The organism is Bradyrhizobium sp. Kon69 (assembly GCF_055807515.1).
In genome coordinates this window covers 44,586-65,022 of record NZ_JBVVOS010000013.1, presented here as the reverse complement: position 1 = coordinate 65,022, position 20,437 = coordinate 44,586, and the positions used below count along the sequence as shown (strand labels likewise).

Genomic DNA, 20,437 nt, shown 5'->3' with positions numbered 1-20,437 from the left:
TCAATCCACAAACGGTTCGACGATCGTGCGCCTGCCGAGCAGGAAGGCGTCCGCAACGAGACGAAGCGGCGCCAGATCGACGTCGCTCGCCCCTGTCGCGGCGAGCGTGACGAAGCGCCGGTAAAGCTCCCGATATTCCTCATCGGGCGCCTCGGCAACGGTCTTGCCGTCGATCGCCATGATCCGGCCGCCGCGGGATAGCGTCATCCGGCCCTGGTCGGTTTCGACCAGGATATCCCAGCTCTGCAGCCCGGTCTGGCGGAAATCGAACTCGGCGGTCACAGGCAGGCCGTCGATGTCGGTCAGCGTCAGCTTCGCGGCAATCGGCGCCTGGCAATTGGCGGGGAAGGCGAGCTCGGCCGCGGTGACGAACACCTGAGACGGCAGGATCCTGGTCAGGATCGACAGCGCATTGATGCCGGGATCGAACACCCCGAGCCCGCCCGGCTCCCAGATCCAGGCCTGCCCGGGATGCCAGACGCGGACGTCCTCTTTCCAGTTGATGTGCACGGAACGGATGCGGCGGGCGGCGAGCCACTCGCGCGCCGGCTCGACCGCCGGCGCATGGCGCGAATGCCAGGTCGCAAACAGCGTTCGCTTGGCCTCACCGGCCATCGCCATCAATGGATCGAGCTCGGCAACGCCGGCGCCGGGCGGCTTCTCCAGCATGACATGCTTGCCGGCCCTGAGCGCTGCGACCGCCTGGGCGCGGCGTACTTGGGGCGGCGTGCAGAGCGACACCGCGTCGATCGGCGGACCTTTGTCCAGCAGCTCTTCGATGGTCGCGAAATGCGGCAGATCCGGCAGGGAGGCATTGCGGCTGGCGACGGCCGCCAGCGTCGCGCCGGGAACCGCTGCGATGGCGCCGACATGCTGGTCCCGCGCGATCTTGCCGAAGCCGACGATGGCGATGCGAAGTTCAGTCACGATCTTTCTCCAGCTTCCGCGGACGGCAGCGCTTCGGCCGGTACAGTCTCGATCACTGTCCCCTCGTGGCGGCGCATGCCGTTGTGAATGACGTAGACCATCGCCTCCGACGCAGTCGTGGCATCACCGGCCGCGATGGCATCGACGATCTTCTGATGCCAGAGCAGAACGGTGTCGCGGTCTTCCGGTTCGACCGGTGCGCTGAGCAGGAACGAGGCGCGCAACGCAGCCTCGATGACGTGCCCGATCGAGCGCATGAACAGATTACCGGAGGCGCGCGCCACACCGACATGGAGCGCGAGGTCGGCATCCGCGAAGCCAACGGAGTCGGAGGCTTCAAGCCGCATCCGCTCCATGCAGCGACGGAGCTCGGAGAGATCCTGCTCCGACCGCTGCGCCGCCGCCAGCGCGGCCGCGCGCGGCTCGACCGCGAGGCGGATCTCGGCGAGGTCGTTGAGGAAGCGCTTGTCGATCCCGGCGTCCAAGTGCCAGGCCAGCACGTCGGCGTCGAACATGTTCCAGGCGACGCGCTCGCGCACGACGGTGCCGACGCGGGCCTTGGTGGTGAGCAGGCCCTTGGCGACCAGCGTCTTCACGCTCTCCCGCAATACCGGCCGCGACACCCCGAACATCGCGATCATTTCGGCATCGCCAGGCAGGCGCGTTCCCTCCGCGTAGCGGCCGGCGATGATGTCGACGCCGATCGAGCGGGCCACTTCCGCGTGATTGGAGTGCGCCCGGCGCGTCGGAATGACGAGGATGCGCGAGGTGGTCATCAGACTGCTCCCGCGCGCTTTGCCACGGGCCGGCGCGCGAGCGCAACCAATCCCTGCTGCAAGGCGATGAAGGCGAACAGCAGCACACCGGTCGCGATCTTGGTCCACCAGCTCGACAGCGTCCCGTCGAAATTGATGTAGGTCTGGATCATGCCCTGGATCAGCACCCCGAGGAAGGTGCCGATCACCGAGCCCTGCCCGCCCGTGAGCAGCGTGCCGCCGATCACGACGGCCGCGATGGTGTCGAGCTCGACGCCAACCGCGGACAGCGAGTAGCCGGCGCTGGTATAGAAGGAGAAGACGATGCCGGCGATGCCTGCAAGCAGGCTCGACAGCATGTAGATCTTCACCGTCATCCTGCCGACGGCAACGCCCATCAGACTCGCGGTCGCCCGGCTGCCGCCGAGCGCATAGACATTGGCGCCGAACCGGGTCAGCTGCAGCAGCAATGCGCCGCCGATCACGATAGCAAGCATGATGATCGCGACCGCCGTCAGCCGTCCACCGCCGGGTAGTCGCAGAGCGAAGTCCGACACGGTCGAATAGACCGGTGCTGTGATTGGCACCGATTCCGTCGAGAGCAGGAAGCTGGCACCTCGGGCCAAAAACATCCCGGCGAGCGTCACGATGAAAGGCGGCAAATCGAAGACATGGATCACCGCGCCCATCGCCGCGCCGAAGGCCGCCGAGAGTGCGAGAATGGCGACGAAGGCGACCAGGGGCGGCATTCCCCAGCGCTCGATCGCCAGCGCGACGAACACCGTGGTGAAGCCGATCACCGAACCGACCGAGAGATCGATGCCGCCGGAAATGATGACGAAGGTCATGCCGGTCGCGACAATGCCGAGGAAGGCGTTGTCGGTCAGCAGATTGCCGACCACGCGGGTGGAGGCGATGTTGGGAAACTGCATCGCGCAGAGTGCGAATCCCGCGACGAGCACGATCGCCGTGATGAGGACGGGCGGCAGGCCTTTCATGCCTTGGTCCCCCGCAGCCGCATCACGATTCCGGCAAAGCCGGACAGCTTCGGCGATTGCAGCAGCAGCACGGCGAGCACCACCACCGCCTTGACCAGCAAATTGAACTCCGGCGGATAGCCCGACAGCAGAATGCCGGTGTTCATGGTCTGGATGATTAGCGCGCCGAGTACGGCCAGCACGAGGCTGAAGCGGCCGCCGAACAGCGAGGTGCCGCCGATCACCACCGCAAGGATGGCGTCGAGCTCGAGCCAGAGGCCGGCATTGTTGGCATCCGCGCCCATGATGTCGGCCGCTGCGATCACGCCGGCAAGCGCAGCGCAAACGCCGCACCAGACATAGACCGCCAAAATCATCGCGCGCGTGCCGACGCCGGCAAGCTCGCTCGCCCGCGCATTGCCGCCGGTCGCCTCGATCAGCAATCCGAGTGCGGAGCCGCGCACCACCGCGCCGGTGAGGATCAGCATCCCCAGCGCGATCGCGACCGGCACCGGCAGGCCGAGGATGGACCCATTGCCGAGCCAGACCAGATCGGGCGAGGAGAAGGTCACGATGCGGCCTTCGGTGATGAGCTGGGCGATGCCGCGTCCCGCCACCATCAGGATCAAGGTCGCCACGATCGGCTGCATGCCGAGCACCGCGACGAGAAATCCGTTCCACAATCCGCAGATCAGGCCCGCGCCGAGCGCAGCCGCCAGCACCACGGCCAGACTGTGGCTGTCGGCGAGGCTCGCCGCGATCGCGCCCGAGATCGCCATGACAGCACCGACCGAGAGATCGATCCCGCGCGTGGCGATCACCAGCACCATGCCGAGCGAGAGCAGCGCCACCGGCGTGCCGCGGTTGAGCACGTCGATCATGCTGCCGAACAGCCGGCCGTCCTGGAGGCGCAGATCGAAGAATTGCGGCGACACCACGCGATCGACCGCCAGGATGACGATCAATGCAAGGATCTGGGCAAGGCCGCGGCGCGGCAGCAGCGCGGTCATGTGTGAGCCTCAAGCGCAACGGCGACGCTATCGGCGGCAATGGCGGCGAGAATGTTGCCGACGTCGATCGCCTCGCCCGCGAGCTCCTCGACATGGGCGCGGTCGCGCAGCACCACCACGCGATCGGAATAGGTCACGATCTCGTCGAGCTCGGAGGAGATCACGAGCAGCGCGAGGCCGTCGTCGCAGAGCTCGCGGATCAGACGGATGATCTCAGCGTGCGCGCCGACGTCGATGCCGCGGGTCGGTTCGTCCAACACGAGCAGCCGCGGCGAGGTCGCGAGCCACCGTGCCAGCAGCACCTTCTGCTGATTGCCGCCAGACAGCAGGCCGACGGGACGCTCCGGATCGGGCGGACGAATGTCGAGCATCTTGACGTAACGGATCGCGATCTCGTCCTGCTCGCGCCGCGACAGCGGCCGATGCAAACCGCGCTTGGCCTGAAGCGCGAGCACGATGTTCTCGCGCACGGTGAGCTCGGCGACGATACCGTCGGTCTTGCGCTCCTCAGGGCAATAGCCAAAGCCGTGGCGCACGCCGTCACGCGGCGACTGAAGCCGGACAGGCGTTCCTTCCATCCTCGCCTGCCCTCGATCGGCGCGCTCGGCGCCGAACACCAGCCGGGCCGTCTCGGTCCGGCCCGAGCCGAGCAAGCCGGCGAGACCGACCACTTCGCCATGCCGCAGCTCGAGATTGAACGGCGCGACATAGCCGGCCTTGCCGTAACCCTCGAAGCTCGCACAGACTTCACGCGTGGTCTGTGCGCCTGCCGATGCCCGCGCGCTGGTGGTCTCGGCCAGCTCGCGGCCGAGCATCATCCGGATCAGCTCGAGCCGCGACAGCGACGCGGTCTCGCGCTCGCCGACCAGGCGACCATTTCGCAAAACGGTGATTCGATCGGAGATCTCGTAGACCTGGTCGAGGAAATGGCTGACGAAGACGATGCCGATGCCGCGCCTGGCGAGCTGACGCATGATACGAAAGAGGATCTCGACCTCATGGCGGTCGAGACTCGCGGTCGGCTCGTCCAGGATCAGCACGCGTGCCGAGAGATCGACGGCGCGCGCGATCGCGGTGACATGCTGGATCGCCACCGAATAATTGCCAAGCGGCGCTGATACGTCGATGTCGAGACCGAAATCCGCGAGCAGCGACTTCGCGCGACGCCGCATCTCGCCTTCACGCACGATGCCGAAGCGCATCGGCTGCCGGTCGAGAAACAAATTCTGCGCCACCGAGAGGTTCGGCAGCAAATTGACCTCCTGGTAGACCGTGGCAATGCCGGCCTGAACCGCCGCCTTGGCCGAGCGCGGCGCGACCTCTTCGCCGCTGATCCTGACGATGCCGGCATCGCGCGGGAACACGCCCGTGATCACCTTGATCAGCGTGGACTTGCCGGCGCCGTTCTCACCGAGCAGCGCATGGATCTCGCCGGCGCGAAGCGTGAAGTCGACCTCCTGCAACGCACGCACGGCGCCAAAGCTCTTGCTGATCCCACGCACCTCCAGCAGGGAAGCAGCGGAATCCGGGCTGTTCTCCATGACAAATTCACTCCCAGCGGCGCCCGCTGACGATGCGGACACGGAGCCTGTTCGTTCGCGCGGCGGTTGCGAGCGGGATCGCCGGACTGCCGAAACACGGCCGTCCGGCGACACTCTCGCCTCAGTAACCGAGGCCCTTCTTGCTGTCGTAGATCTTCTGCGGATCATCGGTGGGCGTGTAGAGCTTCGACTCGGTCTGGATCCATTTCGGCGGAATGGTGCCCTTGTCCTTGAAGGCCGCGATGGCATCGAGCGCGGGGCCTGCCATGTTCGGCGTCAGCTCGACCGTGGCATTGGCTTCGCCGGCCACCATCGCCTTGAAGATGTCGGGGACCGCATCGATCGAGACGGTGAGGATCTCCTTGCCCGGCTTGAGGCCGGCTTCCTTCATTGCCTGGATCGCGCCGACCATCATGTCGTCGTTGTGCGCATAAACTGCGCAGATCGACTTGCCGCCGCCTTCGGCCTTGATGAAGCTTTCCATCACTTCCTTGCCCTTGGCGCGGGTGAAGTCGCCGGTCTGGCTGCGCACCACCTTCAGGTTCGCATGCTTGGCGATGGCGGTGTCAAAGCCCTTCTTGCGATTGGCGGCGACGCTGGCGCCGACCGTGCCCTGCAGTTCGACGATGTTGCAGGCCTTGGCCCCGACGGTCTTGGCCAGCCAGTCGCCGGCGACCTCGCCTTCATGCACGCTGTCTGAGGTCACGGCGGTGAGATAGAGTTCCTTGCCGGAGGGATCGATGTCGCGGTCGAGCAGCACGACCGGAATCTTGGCCTCCTTGGCTTCCTTCAGCACCGAGTCCCAGCCGGTCGAGACGACGGGCGCGAGGAAGATCGCATCGACGTTCTGCGCGATGAAGGAGCGGATCGCCTTGATCTGGTTCTCCTGCTTCTGCTGCGCGTCGGCGATCTTGAGATTGACCTTGCGCTTGGTGGCCTCCTGCTTGGAGACCGAGGTCTCGGCCGCGCGCCAGCCGGATTCCGATCCGATCTGCGAGAAGCCGATGGTGAGCTCGGCGGCATTCGCCGGCAGCGCGAGCAGCAACGCGGCCGTGGCGCTAGCCGCAAAGAGGGCTTTGAGGATCATCAGGCGTATCTCCCAAAATGTTATCCGGGGCGCCGATCGGTAGCATCGCACCCACAGGCCGACCTTTGAGGCGGCGGGAGGGACTATTTCACGGAAGTTTGGTTCCGACTAGTCATATTATTTTACTATTGAGGGGGAAAGCGCACGCGAGCGGATGGGAGACTTCTATGACACGTCCAGCGCGATTTTGTTCCACGGATGCAACGCGGAGATGAACGAAATGATGCGGCAGTTGGGACGAGGAGAATGTCTTGGAGGACGGTGAAAGCCGAACCCGCAACTCCTCTCCCCATCATTGCGAGTGCACGCAATCCAGAGTCTTTCCGCGGAGGGATTCTGGATTGCTTCGCTATGCGCGCAATGACGGTGGGGAGAGCTTCTTCGTCGATTGAGCGAGGTGACTCGTGGAGAGTCCCCCCACAACCGGAAGGCAGCGCGCTAGACCAGCTTGCGCTGCGCGAGATTCTTCATCAGCGCGCCGATGCCGAATGTCCAGGGCTCGCACTCGTCGCTGGTCCGCATGCGGTTGACGAGTTTGCCGAGCTGGGGCGCTGAGATGGTGACGATGTCGTCGCGCTTGTGGGTGAACCCCTGTCCCGGCGCGCTGCGATCCTTGACCGGCGCGAACATGGTCCCGAGGAACAGCACGAAGCCATCAGGATATTGGTGCACCTTGCCGATGGTCTGCTCGACCAGATCGGTCGGATCGCGGCTGATCATGCTGATCGAGGAATGACCGTCCAGGACGAAACCGTCCTGCCCCTTTACGTTCAGGCTGATGTCGAGCTTGCGGGCGTCGTCTAGGGTAAAGCTGTCGTCGAACAGACGGAGCAGCGGGCCGATGGAGCACGAGGCGTTGTTGTCTTTGGCCTTCGACAACAGCAGCGCCGAACGGCCCTCGAAGTCGCGCAGATTGACATCATTGCCGAGCGCGCCGCCGACGATTTTGCCGCGGCTTGAGACGAACAGCACCAGCTCCGGCTCGGGGTTGTTCCAGGTCGACTTCGGATGCAGCCCCGCATCCATGCCGGTGCCGACCGATGACAAGGTCGGCGCCTTGGTGAAGACCTCGGCATCGGGGCCGATGCCGACCTCGAGATACTGGCTCCAGGCGTTCTGATCGATCAGCACCTGCTTCAGGTGCATCGCCTGGTCCGAACCGGGCTTGAGCTTCGACAGATCGTCGCCGATCAGCCGCGTAACCTCTTGCCGGATCGCTTCGGCCGAGGCCGGATTGCCTTTCGCCCGCTCCTCGATCACGCGCTCCAGCATCGAGATGGCGAAGGTCACACCGGCCGCCTTCAGCGTCTGGAGATCGACCGGTGCGAGCAGCCACGGCTTCTTGGGATCGCGCTGATCGGGCGGCGTGTTGGCGACGATTGCCTCGAGATCGCCGATGCGCTCGCCCTTGATCGCGGCAAGCGCCTTCGCCGGATTGTCTTCCTCGCAGAGTGCACTGACGGTCGGGAATTTTGCGGTGACGTCGAACACACCATCGCCACGAACGGCGACCACGGCCGGGCCATTCGCCTGCGGCAGCCAGACGCGGCCGACAAGCGTTCCCCGCGTGCCGTCCTCGGGGAGAAGGTCCTTAACCGTCAATGTCGTCATGGGCGCATCCTCGCTCTTTTCGGATCGGCCTCGATCGCGGAGGCCTATCACATTGGCGAAGACCAATAAACGTCTGGGACGGGAAGTCCAGCGCGGCAGCCCGCCGCGCTTCTATGCCCCCGCCCGCGCTTTTCGGGCCGCAATCTGCTGAAGCGCCCAGCGCGCGTTCTTGCGCACCTCGGGATCGGGATCGTCGGCGATGACGGCAAGGAAGGCTTCGCCGTCGGGGTGCGCGATCTCGCCGAGCGCGGCAGCCGCCTCTTTCCGCAAATTAGCCTGGTCGTGGTTGACGCAATTGCCGATCGGGCGAACCGCGCGCTCGAGCTTCATCCGGCCAAGGCTGCGGATTGCCTTCAGACGCACCTGCCAGAACTCGTCACCGAGCGAAGCGATGAGCTGGTCGGCAGCAATCGATCCGTTGACGTTGAGGCCCAGCGTTTCCGCCGCCATCTCCCGCACCATCCAGTCCGAATCCTTCAGAGCGCGCGTGATCATCTCGGCCGCAGGCTTCATCTGCGAGAAGGCGAGCGCGCTGACGGCGGCACGGCGCACATGCGCGTCGGGATCGTTGATCAGCGCGGTCAGCGCCGGAATTGATTCCTCCAGCTTGAGGAACCCGATCACGCCGATCGCCTGCACCCGCACGGCAGCATCGGAATCCTGGAGCGCTTCGAGCGCGGGTTTCAGCGTATCCTTGCAGCGCAGCTCCTTCAGCGCACGCAGCGCGCCCATGCGGACGAAGGCGTGGGCATGCTTGACCAGCGGCAGGATGATCTCGGCGCAGGCGGGATCCTTGAACTCCGCCATGCTGTCGGCCGCGGCGGACGCGACGATTCTCTCAGGATCGACCAGCAGCTTCACCAGCGCGCTCGCGGCCTCCGGCCCGTCGAACTCGCCGAGCGCCATCGCGACCTGCTGGCGCACGCCGGCATCGGGATCGGCGACCATTTTGGCGAGATGGCCGACCGCTGCCGGATCGCCGGAATGGCCGAGCGCGATGATAGCGACGCGGCGCTCCCCTGGATCGGCGGCCTGGAGCCGCTCGTCGGCATCTTCGAGATCGTCGTAGGATTCGAACGGGCTCGACATGACTACCTCAGCAGATAGGGAATGTTGACGGTGACGGCGCCGGTCGGGCAATCCGCCTCGCAGGGCATGCAGTACCAGCATTCGTCATAGGCCATGTAGGCCTTGTTGGTCATATCGCTGATCCGCAGCACGTCGAGCGGACAGACGTCGACGCACACCGTGCAGCCCTTGTCCGCGATGCATTTGGCGTCGTCGACGACCACCGGAACCGATGTCTGATAGGAAGCGAGAGGCATCGTATGTCTCCTGTTATTTGTGCGGCGGGTCAGGCTGTGGCGCGGATGCGCTGCTTGTCGTAGAGATCCTTCTCATCGTCGGCGATCGGCACGATATAGGGCTCCACGGCACGCTTCTCGCTGGTCATCTTGCCGTCCTGCTTGCTGAGCAGCGTGTGGCAGAACCAGTTCTCGTTGTCCTTCTCCGGGAAATCCGTCCGCCAGTGATAGAGGCCCCAACGGCTTTCCTCGCGGTAGAGCGAGGCATGCACTGCCATGTCCGCACAATCCATGATCGACTGGACTTCGAGCGCGCGAAGCAGTTCGTGCGCATTGCGCGCGATCATGCGCTCCTGCATGTCTTCCCTCGCTTCAGCGAGCCGGCGCATGCCGAGTTCGTATTTGCGCGTGACTTTCGGCGGCTGGAGATAGTCGTTGACGAGACGCCGGGTCTTGTACTCGATCTGGTTCGGCGGAATGCCGTCCTCGCGCTTGGTCGGCGCCATCACCCGGTCACGTTCGCTGGCGACCTCGGCCGCGTCGAATTCCGCGAAGTCGTGATTGTCCGCGAATTCCATCGCGTCGACGCCGGCGACCGAACCGTTGGTGAATGCGCCGAGCATGTAATTGTGCGGCACGCTGGCCATGTCGCCGGCGGCATAGAGGCCCGGGACGGTGGTGCGCGCGTTGTCGTCGACGAACACGCCCGACGCACTGTGACCGGAGCAGAATCCGATCTCGGAGATATGCATCTCGATCGACTCGCTGCGGTAGTCGACCCCGCGCCCCTGCTGGAACAGGCCGCGCGTGGGACGCTCGACCTTGTGCAGCGTGGATTCGATCTCCGAGATGGTGTCGGGATGGAGATGCTTGAGCTGGAGAAACACCGGGCCCTTGCCGGACAGCAGCTCGTTGTAGAACTCCAGCATCATCTGGCCGGACCAGTAATCGCATTCGATGAAGCGCGATCCCTCGTTGTTGGCGGTGAAGGCGCCGAAGGGACCGGCGACATAGGCGCAGGCCGGTCCGTTATAGTCCTTGATCAGCGGATTGATCTGATAACATTCGAGGTTCGCCAGTGCCGCACCGGCGTGATAGGCCATGGAATAGCCGTCACCCGAATTGGCCGCGTTCTCGTAGGTGCCGAACATGTAGCCGGAGGTCGGCAGGCCGAGACGGCCGGCGGCGCCCATGCACAGGATCACGGCCTTGGCCTTGATCACCAGCATCTCGGCGGTGCGGGTGTTGACGCTGATCGCGCCGGCAATGCGGCCGTCTGCGGATTTGAGCAGCCGCGTCGCCATGTAGCGGTTGGAAATCAGGATGCGGGCGCGGCGGAGCTGGCGATACAGCGCCTTCTTCACGGTCTCGCCGTTCGGCATCGGCAGCACGTAGGTGCCGATGTGGTGCACCTTCTTGACGGCGTAATCGCCGTTCTCGTTCTTCAGGAAGCGGATGCCGAAACTGTCGAGTTCCTCGATGATCGAGTAGCAGTTTTGCGCGTATTTGTAGACCGCCTTCTGATCGACGATGCCGTCATTGGCAATGGTGATTTCCTTGGTGTACTGCTCCGGCGTCGCGTAGCCGGGAATGACGGCGTTGTTCAAGCCGTCCATGCCCATCGAGATCGCTCCGGAGCGCTTGACGTTGGCCTTTTCGAGCAGGACGACGTTGGCCTTCGGATTCTTCAGCTTCGCCTTCAACGCCGCCATCGGGCCGGCAGTGCCGCCGCCGATGACGAGCACGTCGCAGGAAACCTCCGAAAGTCCGTCGACGATCTGATCTAGTGACATCGCTTGCTCCTGGTCCGCCGGCAGATCCGGCGCCTTTGCATCAGATTTGTTCAGCAGGCGTCCCGGCGATAGCAATTAGTTGTCGCCGGGGTGCGATTTGCGCCTCAGCGCTCGACAAAGGCCTTTTCGATCACGAAATGGCCGGGCCGGCTGTGACTGCCCTCGACAAAGCCACGTGCGGAAAACATCGCGGGAAGTTCCTCCAGCATCGCCGGGCTGCCGCACAGCATGATGCGGTCGGTCTCGATATCGAGGCCTGATAGACCAATGTCGTCGAACAGCTGGTTCGACGCGATCAGGTCGGAGATGCGGCCGCGATTCCTGAACGGCTCGCGGGTGACGGTCGGGTAGTAGACGAGCTTGTCGCCGATCAGCGGCCCGAAGAACTCGTGATTGCGCAGGCCTTCGACGAGGTGCTCTCCATAGGAGAGCTCGGAGACCTGGCGGCAGCCATGGGCGAGCACGATGGTCTCGTAGTTCTCGTAGACGTCGGGGTCCTTGATCAGGCTGGCGAACGGCGCGAGCCCCGTTCCGGTCGAGAGCAGCAGCAGGCGCTTGCCGGGAATGAGGTTGCCGGTGATCAGCGTGCCCGTGGCCTTGCGGCCGACCAGGATGACGTCTCCCTCCCTGATCTTCTGAAGGCGCGAGGTCAGCGGACCATCCTGCACCTTGATCGAGAAGAACTCGAGCGCCTCCTCGTGATTGGCGCTCGCCATGCTGTAAGCCCGCAGCAACGGTTTGCCCTCGACTTCCAGCCCGATCATCGCGAACTGGCCGTTCTGGAAGCGGAAGCCCGGATCGCGCGTCGCGGTGAAGCTGAACAGGCTATCGGTCCAGTGCCTGACCGACAGGACCGTTTCCTTCTGAAATGCGTTCATTGTCTCTCCTGACCTCGATTGCGCACAAGGTTTCGGAGAGACGGGAATCCGGCAACGCCGAACTGAAATTCCCGGTCGATTAGTTTCACATTTCGTGGGCGATGATCGAACAGCAGGCAGCGAAGATCAGCGTCGCGCACCTGCGCCTGGCAATTAGTTGCTAGCGCGGCAGCGCTGCGGCAACGTAGAGAAGGGTCGGAGACACGTCATGACCTTGGTGGCACCGACCGTGGCAGATTACGAAGCAAGCGCCGACCTCGCGACGCTCCGCGTCCGCATCGCTGAGGACGACACGCTGGACTTGCCGGCGGAAACGCTCCGCCTCTCCTGCAAATGCGCCCACTGCACCCGCGCCCGCTTCGACGGCCGCTTCCCCCAGCGGTTTCCAGGCATCGCGATCACCGAGATCGGCGATCTCGGTTACGGGCTGAACATCTCTTTTTCGGATGGGCACAATCGGGGGATTTACCCGAAGCCGTATTTGTTGAGCCTGGCGAGGCGGTAGACGCGACAGGTCGTCCTCCAAACTCCGCTGTCATTCCCCGCGAAGGCGGGGAATCCAGTACGCCGCGGCTTCTCGATAACCCATTGACGTCTCTGGAATACTGGATCGCCCGGTCAAGCCGGGCGATGACAGCGGAGTGAATCTGGCACGGACATTGCTCCTCTTTAGAACGGTTTGAACGTTCTGGAGGCAGATGATGTTGCAGGCGGCGGCCAATGTGGTTCGCGGGACGGCTCCCGCCACGATCCGGCCTGCCGGCGGTTCCTCGCTGCTGCTCACCGAGAACCAGCAATGGATCGGCGGACCGCCGGCGTTGATGGACAAGCTCAGCCAGCGCGAGCGGGAGCTGGTGCTGAAGCAGGGCCGCCGAAAAGTGCTCAACCGTGGCCAGACGCTGTTCAGCCAGGGTGGCAAGCATGACGGTATCTGGCTGATCGAGAGCGGCCGTATCCGGGTGTTCTATACCTCTCCGCTCGGCCGCGAGATCACGCTGGCCTATTGGCATGTCGGCAATTTCGTCGGCGGCCCCGAAGTGTTCGAAGGCACCGTGCATCAATGGTCCGGCGTTGCATCCAGCAATTGCAGCGTGGTGCATCTGCCCGGAAAGGAGCTGCGGTCCCTTGCCTTAGAGATCCCGAACCTCGCGATCGGCCTGATCGAAGGCCTCACCTTCAAGGGCAAGTGCTATTCGGCGCTGGCCCAGATGCTGGGAACGCGCTCGATCACACAGCGCCTTGCGCATCTGTTGCTGCACCTCGTCGATCTCTACGGCGTCGAGGACGCCGACGGCCGTGTGATCGCGGCCGCCTTTACCCATGCTGATATCGCCCACATGGTCGGCGCCACCAGGCAATGGGTCACGATCAGCCTGAAGCGCATGCAGGAGAAGGGAATCGTGCTGACCAAGCGCTCGCAGATCGTGGTCTGCCGGCCCGACGTGCTGGAAGAGATGCGAGGGCAAGCGTCTGACTAGGGCCGGTGCCCATGCAAGCGGCTTTATAGTGCAGGACTGCCCAAGGAGTATGCAATCGACTTTTCCCGGCAACTAATCGACTGTGGCGCTCATTCCGGATTTGCCCTGCCCACGCCCTCACCCAATCATGGCAACCACAGCACATCCAACCGAATGAGGATGAGAATGGTCCGCCATCTTCCCACGCTCTCGATCGCGATGTCGGTGACGTCGCTGGCGCTTCTCCTCGCGCAGCCGGCCGCGGCGGAAACCGTTACGCTCGGCATCGGAACGCAGGACACCACGACCAACACGGTGACCGCCGGCGTCGTCATCCGCCAGCTCCATCTCCTCGAGAAATATCTGCCGAAGGACGGCAAATACGCCAACATCAAGTTCGAGCTGGAGTGGCAGAACTTCACCTCCGGTCCGCCCGTCACCAACGCGATGATGGCCAACAAGCTGCAGATCGGCATGATGGGCGACTATCCGCTGATCGTGAACGGCTTCACTTTCGACAGCAATCCGGAGAGCAAGAGCCGGCTGATCGGCATCGCCGCCTACAGCCTGTCGGGCTCCGGCAACGGCATCGTCGTTCACAAGGATTCACCCTACTACGATCTCGCCGATCTCAAGGGCAAGCTCGTGAGCGTGCCGTTCGGCTCTGCCGCGCACGGCATGGTGCTCAAGGCGATGCAGGACCGCGGCTACGCGTCGGATTTCTTCCAGCTGGTCAGCCAGAGTCCGGAGGTCGGCTCGACCAATCTCCAGGAGAAGAAGATCGACGCGCATGCCGACTTCGTTCCGTTCGCCGAGTTGCTGCCGTTCCGCGGTTTTGCGCGAAAGATCTTTGACGGCGTCGAGACCAATCTCCCGACCTTCCACGGCATCGTGGTCCGCACCGATTTCGCCGAGAAATATCCCGAGGTCGTCGTCGCCTACTTCAAGGCGCTGATCGCCGCCAATCAATGGCTGCGCGACGATCCCAAGCTCGCCGCCGAGAAGATCCAGGAATGGACCGGCATTAACAAGGAGGTCGTCTACATCTTCCTCGGCCCCAGCGGCAACATGACCACCGATCCCTCGGTCAAGCCGGCGCTGATCGACGCCGCTACGGCCGACGTCAAGGTGCTGCAGAACCTCGGCCGGATGAAGGAGTTCGATCCGAAGAAATGGGTCGACGACAGCTACATCCGCAAAGCCTATTCCGAGATGAAGCTCGACTATGACGCGCAGCTTGCGAGCACCAAAAATTACGAGATCTCCGGTGAAGATTCCTTCTGCAAGAAGCCGATCGCCGATCCGCGCAAGGCCGGCGAGGTCTGGGTCGACGAAGCCGGCATCATGCCCTTCTCGTCAACCACCTGCACGCTGGGCGCCTATGCCGACTACAAGGCCAAGGGCAAGAAGATCAACGTCGCCTACGTGTTCGATACCACCCGCGGCATCAAGCTGTTCGCCGACCAGGCCTTCTTCGCGGTCGGCAATGGCGAGGTTGTGCCGTTCCTGTTGAAGAAGGACGCCGAAGCCTATGCCGCCAAGATCAGCGGCAAGGTGCTCGGCTTCGACGACGCGGTGAAGGCGGCGGTCGGCGGGGGCAAGACGTGAGCAGTCCCGCCCTCCTCAGACATTCCGAGGACAGCATGCCGGCAAGTGCAATCGCGGAGGCAAGCGCGATGCCCGCCTCCACGCCACCCGCATCACCGCCCTCCTTCGGCACGCTCGCGTTGCGCTGGTACCGGCTCAACCGGGGCGGGCTGCGCGCGACCGCGATCGGCATCATCTCACTGCTTGCCTTCCTGCTGGTCTGGCACCTGCTGACGACCTATCGCGTCGTGTTCTTCGTGCGCTTCACCAACGTGCCCTCGCCGCTCGCGGTCTATGCGAGCTTCACCAAGGCGATCCACGATCCGAAATTCCTGCTGCACGTCCTCTTGAGCTGCCGGCGCATCTTCTTCGGCTTCTCGCTCGCGGCCATCGTCGCGGTGCCGCTCGGCCTGATCATGGGCCGCTTCAAGCTCGTCCACGAGATCATCTTCCCCGTGGCGGAAGTGCTGCGGCCGATCCCGGCGATCGCCTGGGTGCCGATGGCCATCATGCTGTGGCCGACCAACGAGCAGAGCATCGTCTACATCACGTTCCTCGGCTCGTTCTTCCCGATCCTGGTCAACACGCTGCACGGCATGTCGCTGGTCGATCCCGTGCTGGTGCGCGCCGCGCAATGTCTCGGCGCGCGGGAGCGCTCGATCTTCCGCGATGTGTATTTTCCGGCCTCGCTCCCGCACATCTTCACCGGCCTCACCGTCGGCATGGGCGTGGCCTGGGTGTCGTTGATTGCCGCCGAGATGATCTCGGGGCAGTACGGCATCGGCTATTTCACCTGGGAGGCCTATTCGCTGGTCCAGTATGCCGACATCGCGCTCGGCATGATCGCGATCGGCGTGCTCGGCCTCGGATCGAGCATGCTGATCCGGGGGGCCGGACAATTGGTGATGCCGTGGAGGTCAAGATGAGCGAGATCGTTATCAAGGCACCGCAGGGCCATATCGAGGTCAAGAACTTCTCCCTCAGCTACGACAGCATCGAGGGGCCGGTCGAAGCCGTCACCGATACGCAGATTCATGTAAAGCCTGGCGAGTTCGTCTCGATCGTCGGTCCCTCCGGGTGCGGAAAGTCGACGCTGCTCAACGCGGTTGCCGGCTTCCTCAAGCCGACCACGGGCATTGTCACCGTCGATGGCGAGAAGGTGAACGGGCCCAGCGCCGAGCGCGGCATGGTGTTCCAGCAATATTCGCTGTTTCCCTGGAAGACCGTGCGGGAGAATGTCGAGTTCGGCCTGAAGATGCGCGGCATGCCGCGCTCGCAGCGCGAACGCGCCGCCCGCACGCTGCTGGGACTGGCGGGCCTCGAAGCCTTCGAAAAGCATTATCCCGAGAAGCTCTCAGGTGGCATGAAGCAGCGCGTCGGCATCGTCCGCGCGCTCGCGACGGGGCCCAAAGTGCTGCTGCTGGATGAACCCTTCGGCGCGCTCGACGCACAGACCCGCGTCATCATGCAGCAGATCCTCACCAACATGTGGCAGCGGCTGAAGATCTCGGTGCTGTTCGTCACCCACGACATTGACGAGGCGATCTTCCTGTCCGACCGCGTCTACTGCATGACGGCACGTCCCGGCTCGATCAAGGCGGAGATTCCGATCCCGCTGGAGCGGCCGCGGCAGCAGTCGATGATGATGTCGTCGGAATTCCTGGCATTGCGCCGCGGACTGATGTCGCTGATCCGCGAGGAGAGCATCAAAGCGATGGGCGGCGAGCTCAACGACATGGGCATGCAGGGGCTGAACATCGAGCTGCACGGGCATTCGCTCGCGGATGTGATTTAGCGATTTCTCGACGCTGACCCTCTTACTTCCCTTCTCCCCTTGTGGGAGAAGGTGGCGCGAAGCGCCGGATGAGGGGTTCTATCCGCGCGCTCGAAAAGAGAGAGAGAGAGAGAGAGAGAGAGAGAGAGAGGCGTTTGCAGATGCAGACCCCTCGTCCGCCTTGCCTGCGGCAAGGCACCTTCTCCCGCAAGGGGAGAAGGAAGAGGAGCTCGCGGCAACGCCTTCGCTCACTTGAACCAGTGCACCAGTGCGATGCTGATGCCGAGCAGCAGCATCAGTGACAGCGTCACGGCTGCCGTCACCCGCCCCCCGACATTGGCAAGCACCTTCACATCGACACCGAGGCCAAGCGCGGCCATCGATACCACTGTGAGAAAACCCGTGATCCGCGTGATCGGGGCAACCACCGTGCCCGGCACGATCTCCAGGGATCGCAGGGTCGCCAGCGCAAGGAAGCCGAGGATGAACCACGGGACCAAGCGGAAAAAGCCGACATTGGTCTTCTTGGCGTCGCTGTGCCAGCGCGAGGCCGTCAGCGAGAGGCCGACGACGACCGGCCCGAGCATCAGCACGCGCATCAGTTTCACGAGCGTGCCGATCTGCGTCGAGATGAGCCCCGCCGGCACCGTCGCGGCCAGCACCTGCGGCACGGCATAGACGGTGAGGCCTGCGAGGATGCCGTATTGCGTGGCCGATAGCTGCAGCAGCGGGATCAGCAGCGGCAGGCCGAGCACCATCATCACGCCGAGGATCGCGGTGAAGGAGATCGAGGATGCGATCTCGTCATTGTTGGCGCCGATGATCGGCGCTACCGCGGCAATCGCTGAATTACCGCAGATCGAGTTGCCGCAGGCGATCAGGATCGAGAGCCGCGTCGAGAGACCAAGCAGGCGGCTGATGCCGAAGGAAACGCAGAGCGCGACCACGACGACGGCCGCGATCGATGCCAACAGCGCGACGCCGGACGCCGCGATAGCAGCAAAGCTGATCGAGGCCCCCAGCAGCATGACGGCGACTTCGAGCAGCTGCTTGGCGCTGAAGGCGATGCCGGACTGCCAGCGCGGCGCGGGCTTCCAGAAGCTGCGCACAGCCATGCCGAGCAAGATCGCCATCACCAGCGCCTCGACGTAGGGATGTTCGAAGACGCCCAATTCCGCCCGTTCGAGGAGGGCCGAAACACCGGCCACGGCGATGCAGAGGAGGATCCCGGGAATCAGCGCGACAATGCGGCCAGTGGCCGTGGTCGGCTTGGCGTCGGCCGGGCTGGATGCTTGATTCTGCGACACAAATCTCTCCCCAAGGAGAAGGATTTATACGCAGCGCCGGCCGATTGGGAAATAAGTTTTCGACATATCAGAGCCGAGGGAAGTTCTATCCTCAGCCCGGAATAATCCGGCTCGGAAGATCGGGCGCGCCTTAGAAGATCAGGCGCCCTTAGAAGATAAGGCTCTTGGCCAGCGAGGCGACGCGGCTGAAGCCGTCATAGACGCCGGGCTCGAAGAAGGCCGCACGCGCCAGCACAATGCCGGCAACCAGCGACCAGAACAGGCCAGTGCCGACCCGCAGCAGCAGCTTTGACCCGCGCGAGCGCGGCTGGGTGTCCGTTGCGGACACCAATTGCTCGCCGAAAGGCTCAAACCCGGTGCGTTCCATAGCAGTCAATCCATCAATTTCTGATGGAAATGTCGTCGTTTCGGACCCAAACAGCAATGGAAGCGATTGGCTTTTTTACCTCCCGGAGGGGAAACTCCTTCCGCCGGACGGACCCGGGGCAATAGTTTTCTTCTTCCGGCCTATTTGAGCACCGGCGCCACGGCGAGCAGGTAGCGCCGCGCGTATGAAAGGAATCTGCCAATGCCAAATCCCCGCGTGCGCATCTACACGGATTACAAGAGCCCCTACGCGTTCGTGGCCAACAAGCGCCTGTTCGAGCTGCAGGAGACGCACGGCGTCGAGCTCGAATGGCTGCCCTATACGCTGCGCGTTGCCGAATTCATGGGGACCGTCGAAGAGCGCACGCCGCATTTCTGGCGCAAGGTGCGCTACGCCTATATGGACGCCCGGCGCTATGCCAATGCGCAGGGGCTCGTCATGAAGGGGCCCCGGCGGATCTACGACGCGTTCTATTCCAGCGTCGGCATGCTGTTCGCCCAACAGCAAGGCTTCTTCCGGCCTTATCACGACACGGTGTTTCGTCGGTTCTGGAGCCATGAGCTCGAGATCGACGATCTCGCCGCGATCACTGGTACCGTCACATCGTGCGGCGGTTCGGCGAGCGAGTTCGAGGCCTACGTCCATGGCCCTGCCCGCGCCGAGCATGACCGCATCATCGACGAGGCCGAAGCGCTCGGCGTATTCGGCGTACCGACCATGGTGTTCAACGGCGAGCTGTTCTGGGGCGGCGACCGCATCGACATGTTGATCGAACGCATCGAGAAGCCTGAGACGATCGAAGCCGCGCTCGGCAGCCGCCATCGCAAGCCGGTATGAGCAGCAACGCTACGCCGCCAGCCCACTCCCCACCGGAGCAAACTCCAGCCCGAGGCTCTCCGCCACCGCCTTGTTGGTGATGCGGCCGCGATGCACATTCAGTCCGTTGCGCAGATGTGGATTTTCCAGCACCGCCGCGAAACCCTTGTTCGCGAGCATCAGGCCGAACGGCAGCGTGGCGTTGTTCAGCGCCTGACTCGACGTCACCGGCACCGCGCCGGGCATATTGGCCACGCAGTAATGCACGACGCGATAGGTCGGATCGGCATGCGTGGTCGGGTGCGAGGTCTCGAAGCAGCCGCCCTGATCGATCGCGACGTCGACCAGCACCGCGCCCGGTCGCATCGATGCCAGCATCGCACGCGTGACGAGCTTGGGCGCACTCGCGCCCGGCACCAGCACCGCGCCGATCACGACGTCGGCAGCGAACACCTCCTCCTCGACTGACTCGATGGTGGAGAAGCGGGTGCGCACGCGCCCGGCAAAGAGATCGTCAAGCTCCCGCAACCTTGGAATGGAGCGGTCGATCACGGTGACCTCGGCGCCAAGGCCCGCGGCCATGCGCGCGGCTTGCGTTCCCACCACGCCGCCGCCGAGCACGACGACCCGCGCCGGCTGCACGCCGGGAACGCCGCCCAGCAGCAGCCCGCGGCCGCTAGCCGAGCGCTTGAGCGCGGCGCCGGCGGCCTCGATGGCGAGGCGGCCGGCGACTTCGCTCATCGGCGCAAGCAGGGGGAGGTGGCCGGCCGCGTCGGTGACGGTTTCATAGGCGATCGCAGTACAGCCGGAGGCGAGCAAACCCCTGGCCTGTTCGGGATCCGGCGCGAGATGGAGATAAGTGAACAGGATCTGGCTTTCGCGGAGCTGGGCCCACTCGCTTTTCTGCGGCTCCTTCACCTTCACGATCATGTCGGAGTTCGCGAATATCTCGCGCGCACTGTCGGCAATGGTCGCCCCTGCCCGCCTATAGACTTCGTCGGACGCACCGATGCCGCCACCCGCGCCGGTCTCGACCGTCACCTCGTGCCCCGCGGCGACATATTCGCGGACCGCACCCGGGGTGAGCCCGACGCGATATTCCTGCACCTTGATTTCCTTGGGCACACCGACGCGCATCCCGGGCCTCCTTTTGATTCACCTCATGATCGTAGCGACCCGCCGGTTTGGTTTCGTGCAAATATCCGCTAGCTTTGGCCTCCCTGCGCCGGTTTCCGGCGCGCAAACG

At 64.0% G+C, this 20,437-nt stretch carries 20 protein-coding genes; 6 read left to right on the top strand and 14 right to left on the bottom strand.

Translation table 11 applies throughout. The features are described from left to right. From AC0L3U_RS18670 to AC0L3U_RS18620, 11 genes are all read right to left on the bottom strand, one after another. A complete protein-coding gene (locus tag AC0L3U_RS18670) occupies window positions 1-927 on the bottom strand; it encodes a Gfo/Idh/MocA family protein (protein ID WP_473362704.1) in 927 nt (308 codons plus the stop codon). Beyond that, the gene (locus AC0L3U_RS18665) at window positions 924-1,703 is read right to left on the bottom strand and encodes a FadR/GntR family transcriptional regulator (RefSeq protein WP_473362703.1); all 780 of its coding nucleotides are present in this window, start codon (window positions 1,701-1,703) and stop codon (window positions 924-926) included. Before AC0L3U_RS18665 ends, AC0L3U_RS18670 begins: the two co-directional genes overlap by 4 nt. Continuing rightward, complete coding sequence (yjfF, locus tag AC0L3U_RS18660; RefSeq protein WP_473362702.1) at window positions 1,703-2,680, bottom strand: galactofuranose ABC transporter, permease protein YjfF; 978 nt, start codon at window positions 2,678-2,680, stop codon at window positions 1,703-1,705. The genes AC0L3U_RS18665 and yjfF overlap by 1 nt, the downstream gene beginning before the upstream one ends. Further along, window positions 2,677-3,669 carry an ABC transporter permease gene (locus tag AC0L3U_RS18655; RefSeq protein WP_456765082.1) on the bottom strand — a complete coding sequence of 331 codons (993 nt, stop codon included), beginning with the start codon at window positions 3,667-3,669 and terminating at the stop codon, window positions 2,677-2,679. Before AC0L3U_RS18655 ends, yjfF begins: the two co-directional genes overlap by 4 nt. Further along, entirely contained in the window at window positions 3,666-5,210 is a 1,545-nt protein-coding gene (locus tag AC0L3U_RS18650; protein ID WP_473362701.1) for a sugar ABC transporter ATP-binding protein, read from the bottom strand. The genes AC0L3U_RS18655 and AC0L3U_RS18650 overlap by 4 nt, the downstream gene beginning before the upstream one ends. 121 nt (window positions 5,211-5,331) lie before the next feature. Then, window positions 5,332-6,297, bottom strand: coding sequence for a galactofuranose ABC transporter, galactofuranose-binding protein YtfQ (ytfQ, locus tag AC0L3U_RS18645; protein WP_473362700.1), 966 nt, complete (start codon window positions 6,295-6,297; stop codon window positions 5,332-5,334). 438 nt (window positions 6,298-6,735) lie between these two features. Then, window positions 6,736-7,908 carry a fumarylacetoacetate hydrolase family protein gene (locus tag AC0L3U_RS18640; RefSeq protein ID WP_473362699.1) on the bottom strand — a complete coding sequence of 391 codons (1,173 nt, stop codon included), beginning with the start codon at window positions 7,906-7,908 and terminating at the stop codon, window positions 6,736-6,738. Window positions 7,909-8,019: 111 nt separating this feature from the next. Next, the gene (locus AC0L3U_RS18635; RefSeq protein ID WP_473362698.1) at window positions 8,020-8,997 is read right to left on the bottom strand and encodes a HEAT repeat domain-containing protein; all 978 of its coding nucleotides are present in this window, start codon (window positions 8,995-8,997) and stop codon (window positions 8,020-8,022) included. Between the two features lie 2 nt (window positions 8,998-8,999). Then, complete coding sequence (locus tag AC0L3U_RS18630; RefSeq protein WP_007593252.1) at window positions 9,000-9,233, bottom strand: 4Fe-4S dicluster domain-containing protein; 234 nt, start codon at window positions 9,231-9,233, stop codon at window positions 9,000-9,002. Window positions 9,234-9,262: 29 nt separating this feature from the next. Then, the gene (locus AC0L3U_RS18625; protein WP_473362697.1) at window positions 9,263-11,005 is read right to left on the bottom strand and encodes a fumarate reductase/succinate dehydrogenase flavoprotein subunit; all 1,743 of its coding nucleotides are present in this window, start codon (window positions 11,003-11,005) and stop codon (window positions 9,263-9,265) included. A gap of 104 nt (window positions 11,006-11,109) precedes the next feature. Further along, window positions 11,110-11,883: a ferredoxin--NADP reductase gene (locus AC0L3U_RS18620; protein WP_473362696.1), complete on the bottom strand. Its 774-nt coding sequence runs from the start codon at window positions 11,881-11,883 to the stop codon at window positions 11,110-11,112. 208 nt (window positions 11,884-12,091) lie between these two features. Between AC0L3U_RS18620 and AC0L3U_RS18615 the strand changes: the two genes are divergently transcribed. The 5 genes from AC0L3U_RS18615 (at window position 12,092) to AC0L3U_RS18595 (ending at window position 16,722) form a co-directional block, all read left to right on the top strand. Then, a complete protein-coding gene (locus tag AC0L3U_RS18615; protein WP_473362695.1) occupies window positions 12,092-12,388 on the top strand; it encodes a gamma-butyrobetaine hydroxylase-like domain-containing protein in 297 nt (98 codons plus the stop codon). 193 nt (window positions 12,389-12,581) lie between these two features. After that, entirely contained in the window at window positions 12,582-13,361 is a 780-nt protein-coding gene (locus AC0L3U_RS18610) for a Crp/Fnr family transcriptional regulator (protein ID WP_473362694.1), read from the top strand. A gap of 165 nt (window positions 13,362-13,526) precedes the next feature. Next, a complete protein-coding gene (locus AC0L3U_RS18605) occupies window positions 13,527-14,948 on the top strand; it encodes an ABC transporter substrate-binding protein (RefSeq protein ID WP_473291074.1) in 1,422 nt (473 codons plus the stop codon). Further along, window positions 14,945-15,853 (top strand): ABC transporter permease, encoded by a 909-nt coding sequence (locus AC0L3U_RS18600; RefSeq protein ID WP_085352332.1) that lies wholly within the window; start codon window positions 14,945-14,947, stop codon window positions 15,851-15,853. Before AC0L3U_RS18605 ends, AC0L3U_RS18600 begins: the two co-directional genes overlap by 4 nt. After that, complete coding sequence (locus tag AC0L3U_RS18595; protein WP_473362693.1) at window positions 15,850-16,722, top strand: ABC transporter ATP-binding protein; 873 nt, start codon at window positions 15,850-15,852, stop codon at window positions 16,720-16,722. Before AC0L3U_RS18600 ends, AC0L3U_RS18595 begins: the two co-directional genes overlap by 4 nt. 227 nt (window positions 16,723-16,949) lie before the next feature. On the opposite strand, the gene AC0L3U_RS18590 is transcribed toward AC0L3U_RS18595, so the two are convergent. Both AC0L3U_RS18590 and AC0L3U_RS18585 read right to left on the bottom strand, forming a co-directional pair. Then, window positions 16,950-18,008, bottom strand: a complete 1,059-nt coding sequence (locus tag AC0L3U_RS18590; protein ID WP_473362692.1) for a YeiH family protein — start codon at window positions 18,006-18,008, stop codon at window positions 16,950-16,952. A gap of 148 nt (window positions 18,009-18,156) precedes the next feature. Next, window positions 18,157-18,336, bottom strand: a complete 180-nt coding sequence (locus tag AC0L3U_RS18585) for a hypothetical protein (RefSeq protein WP_231171117.1) — start codon at window positions 18,334-18,336, stop codon at window positions 18,157-18,159. Between the two features lie 240 nt (window positions 18,337-18,576). Here AC0L3U_RS18585 and AC0L3U_RS18580 point away from each other — a divergent pair, with 240 nt between their 5' ends. Then, a complete protein-coding gene (locus AC0L3U_RS18580) occupies window positions 18,577-19,212 on the top strand; it encodes a DsbA family protein (RefSeq protein ID WP_473362691.1) in 636 nt (211 codons plus the stop codon). A 9-nt stretch (window positions 19,213-19,221) separates the two neighbouring features. Here AC0L3U_RS18580 and ald read toward each other — a convergent pair whose 3' ends face one another. Beyond that, a complete protein-coding gene (ald, locus tag AC0L3U_RS18575) occupies window positions 19,222-20,328 on the bottom strand; it encodes an alanine dehydrogenase (protein WP_473362690.1) in 1,107 nt (368 codons plus the stop codon). Window positions 20,329-20,437: the final 109 nt, after the last annotated feature.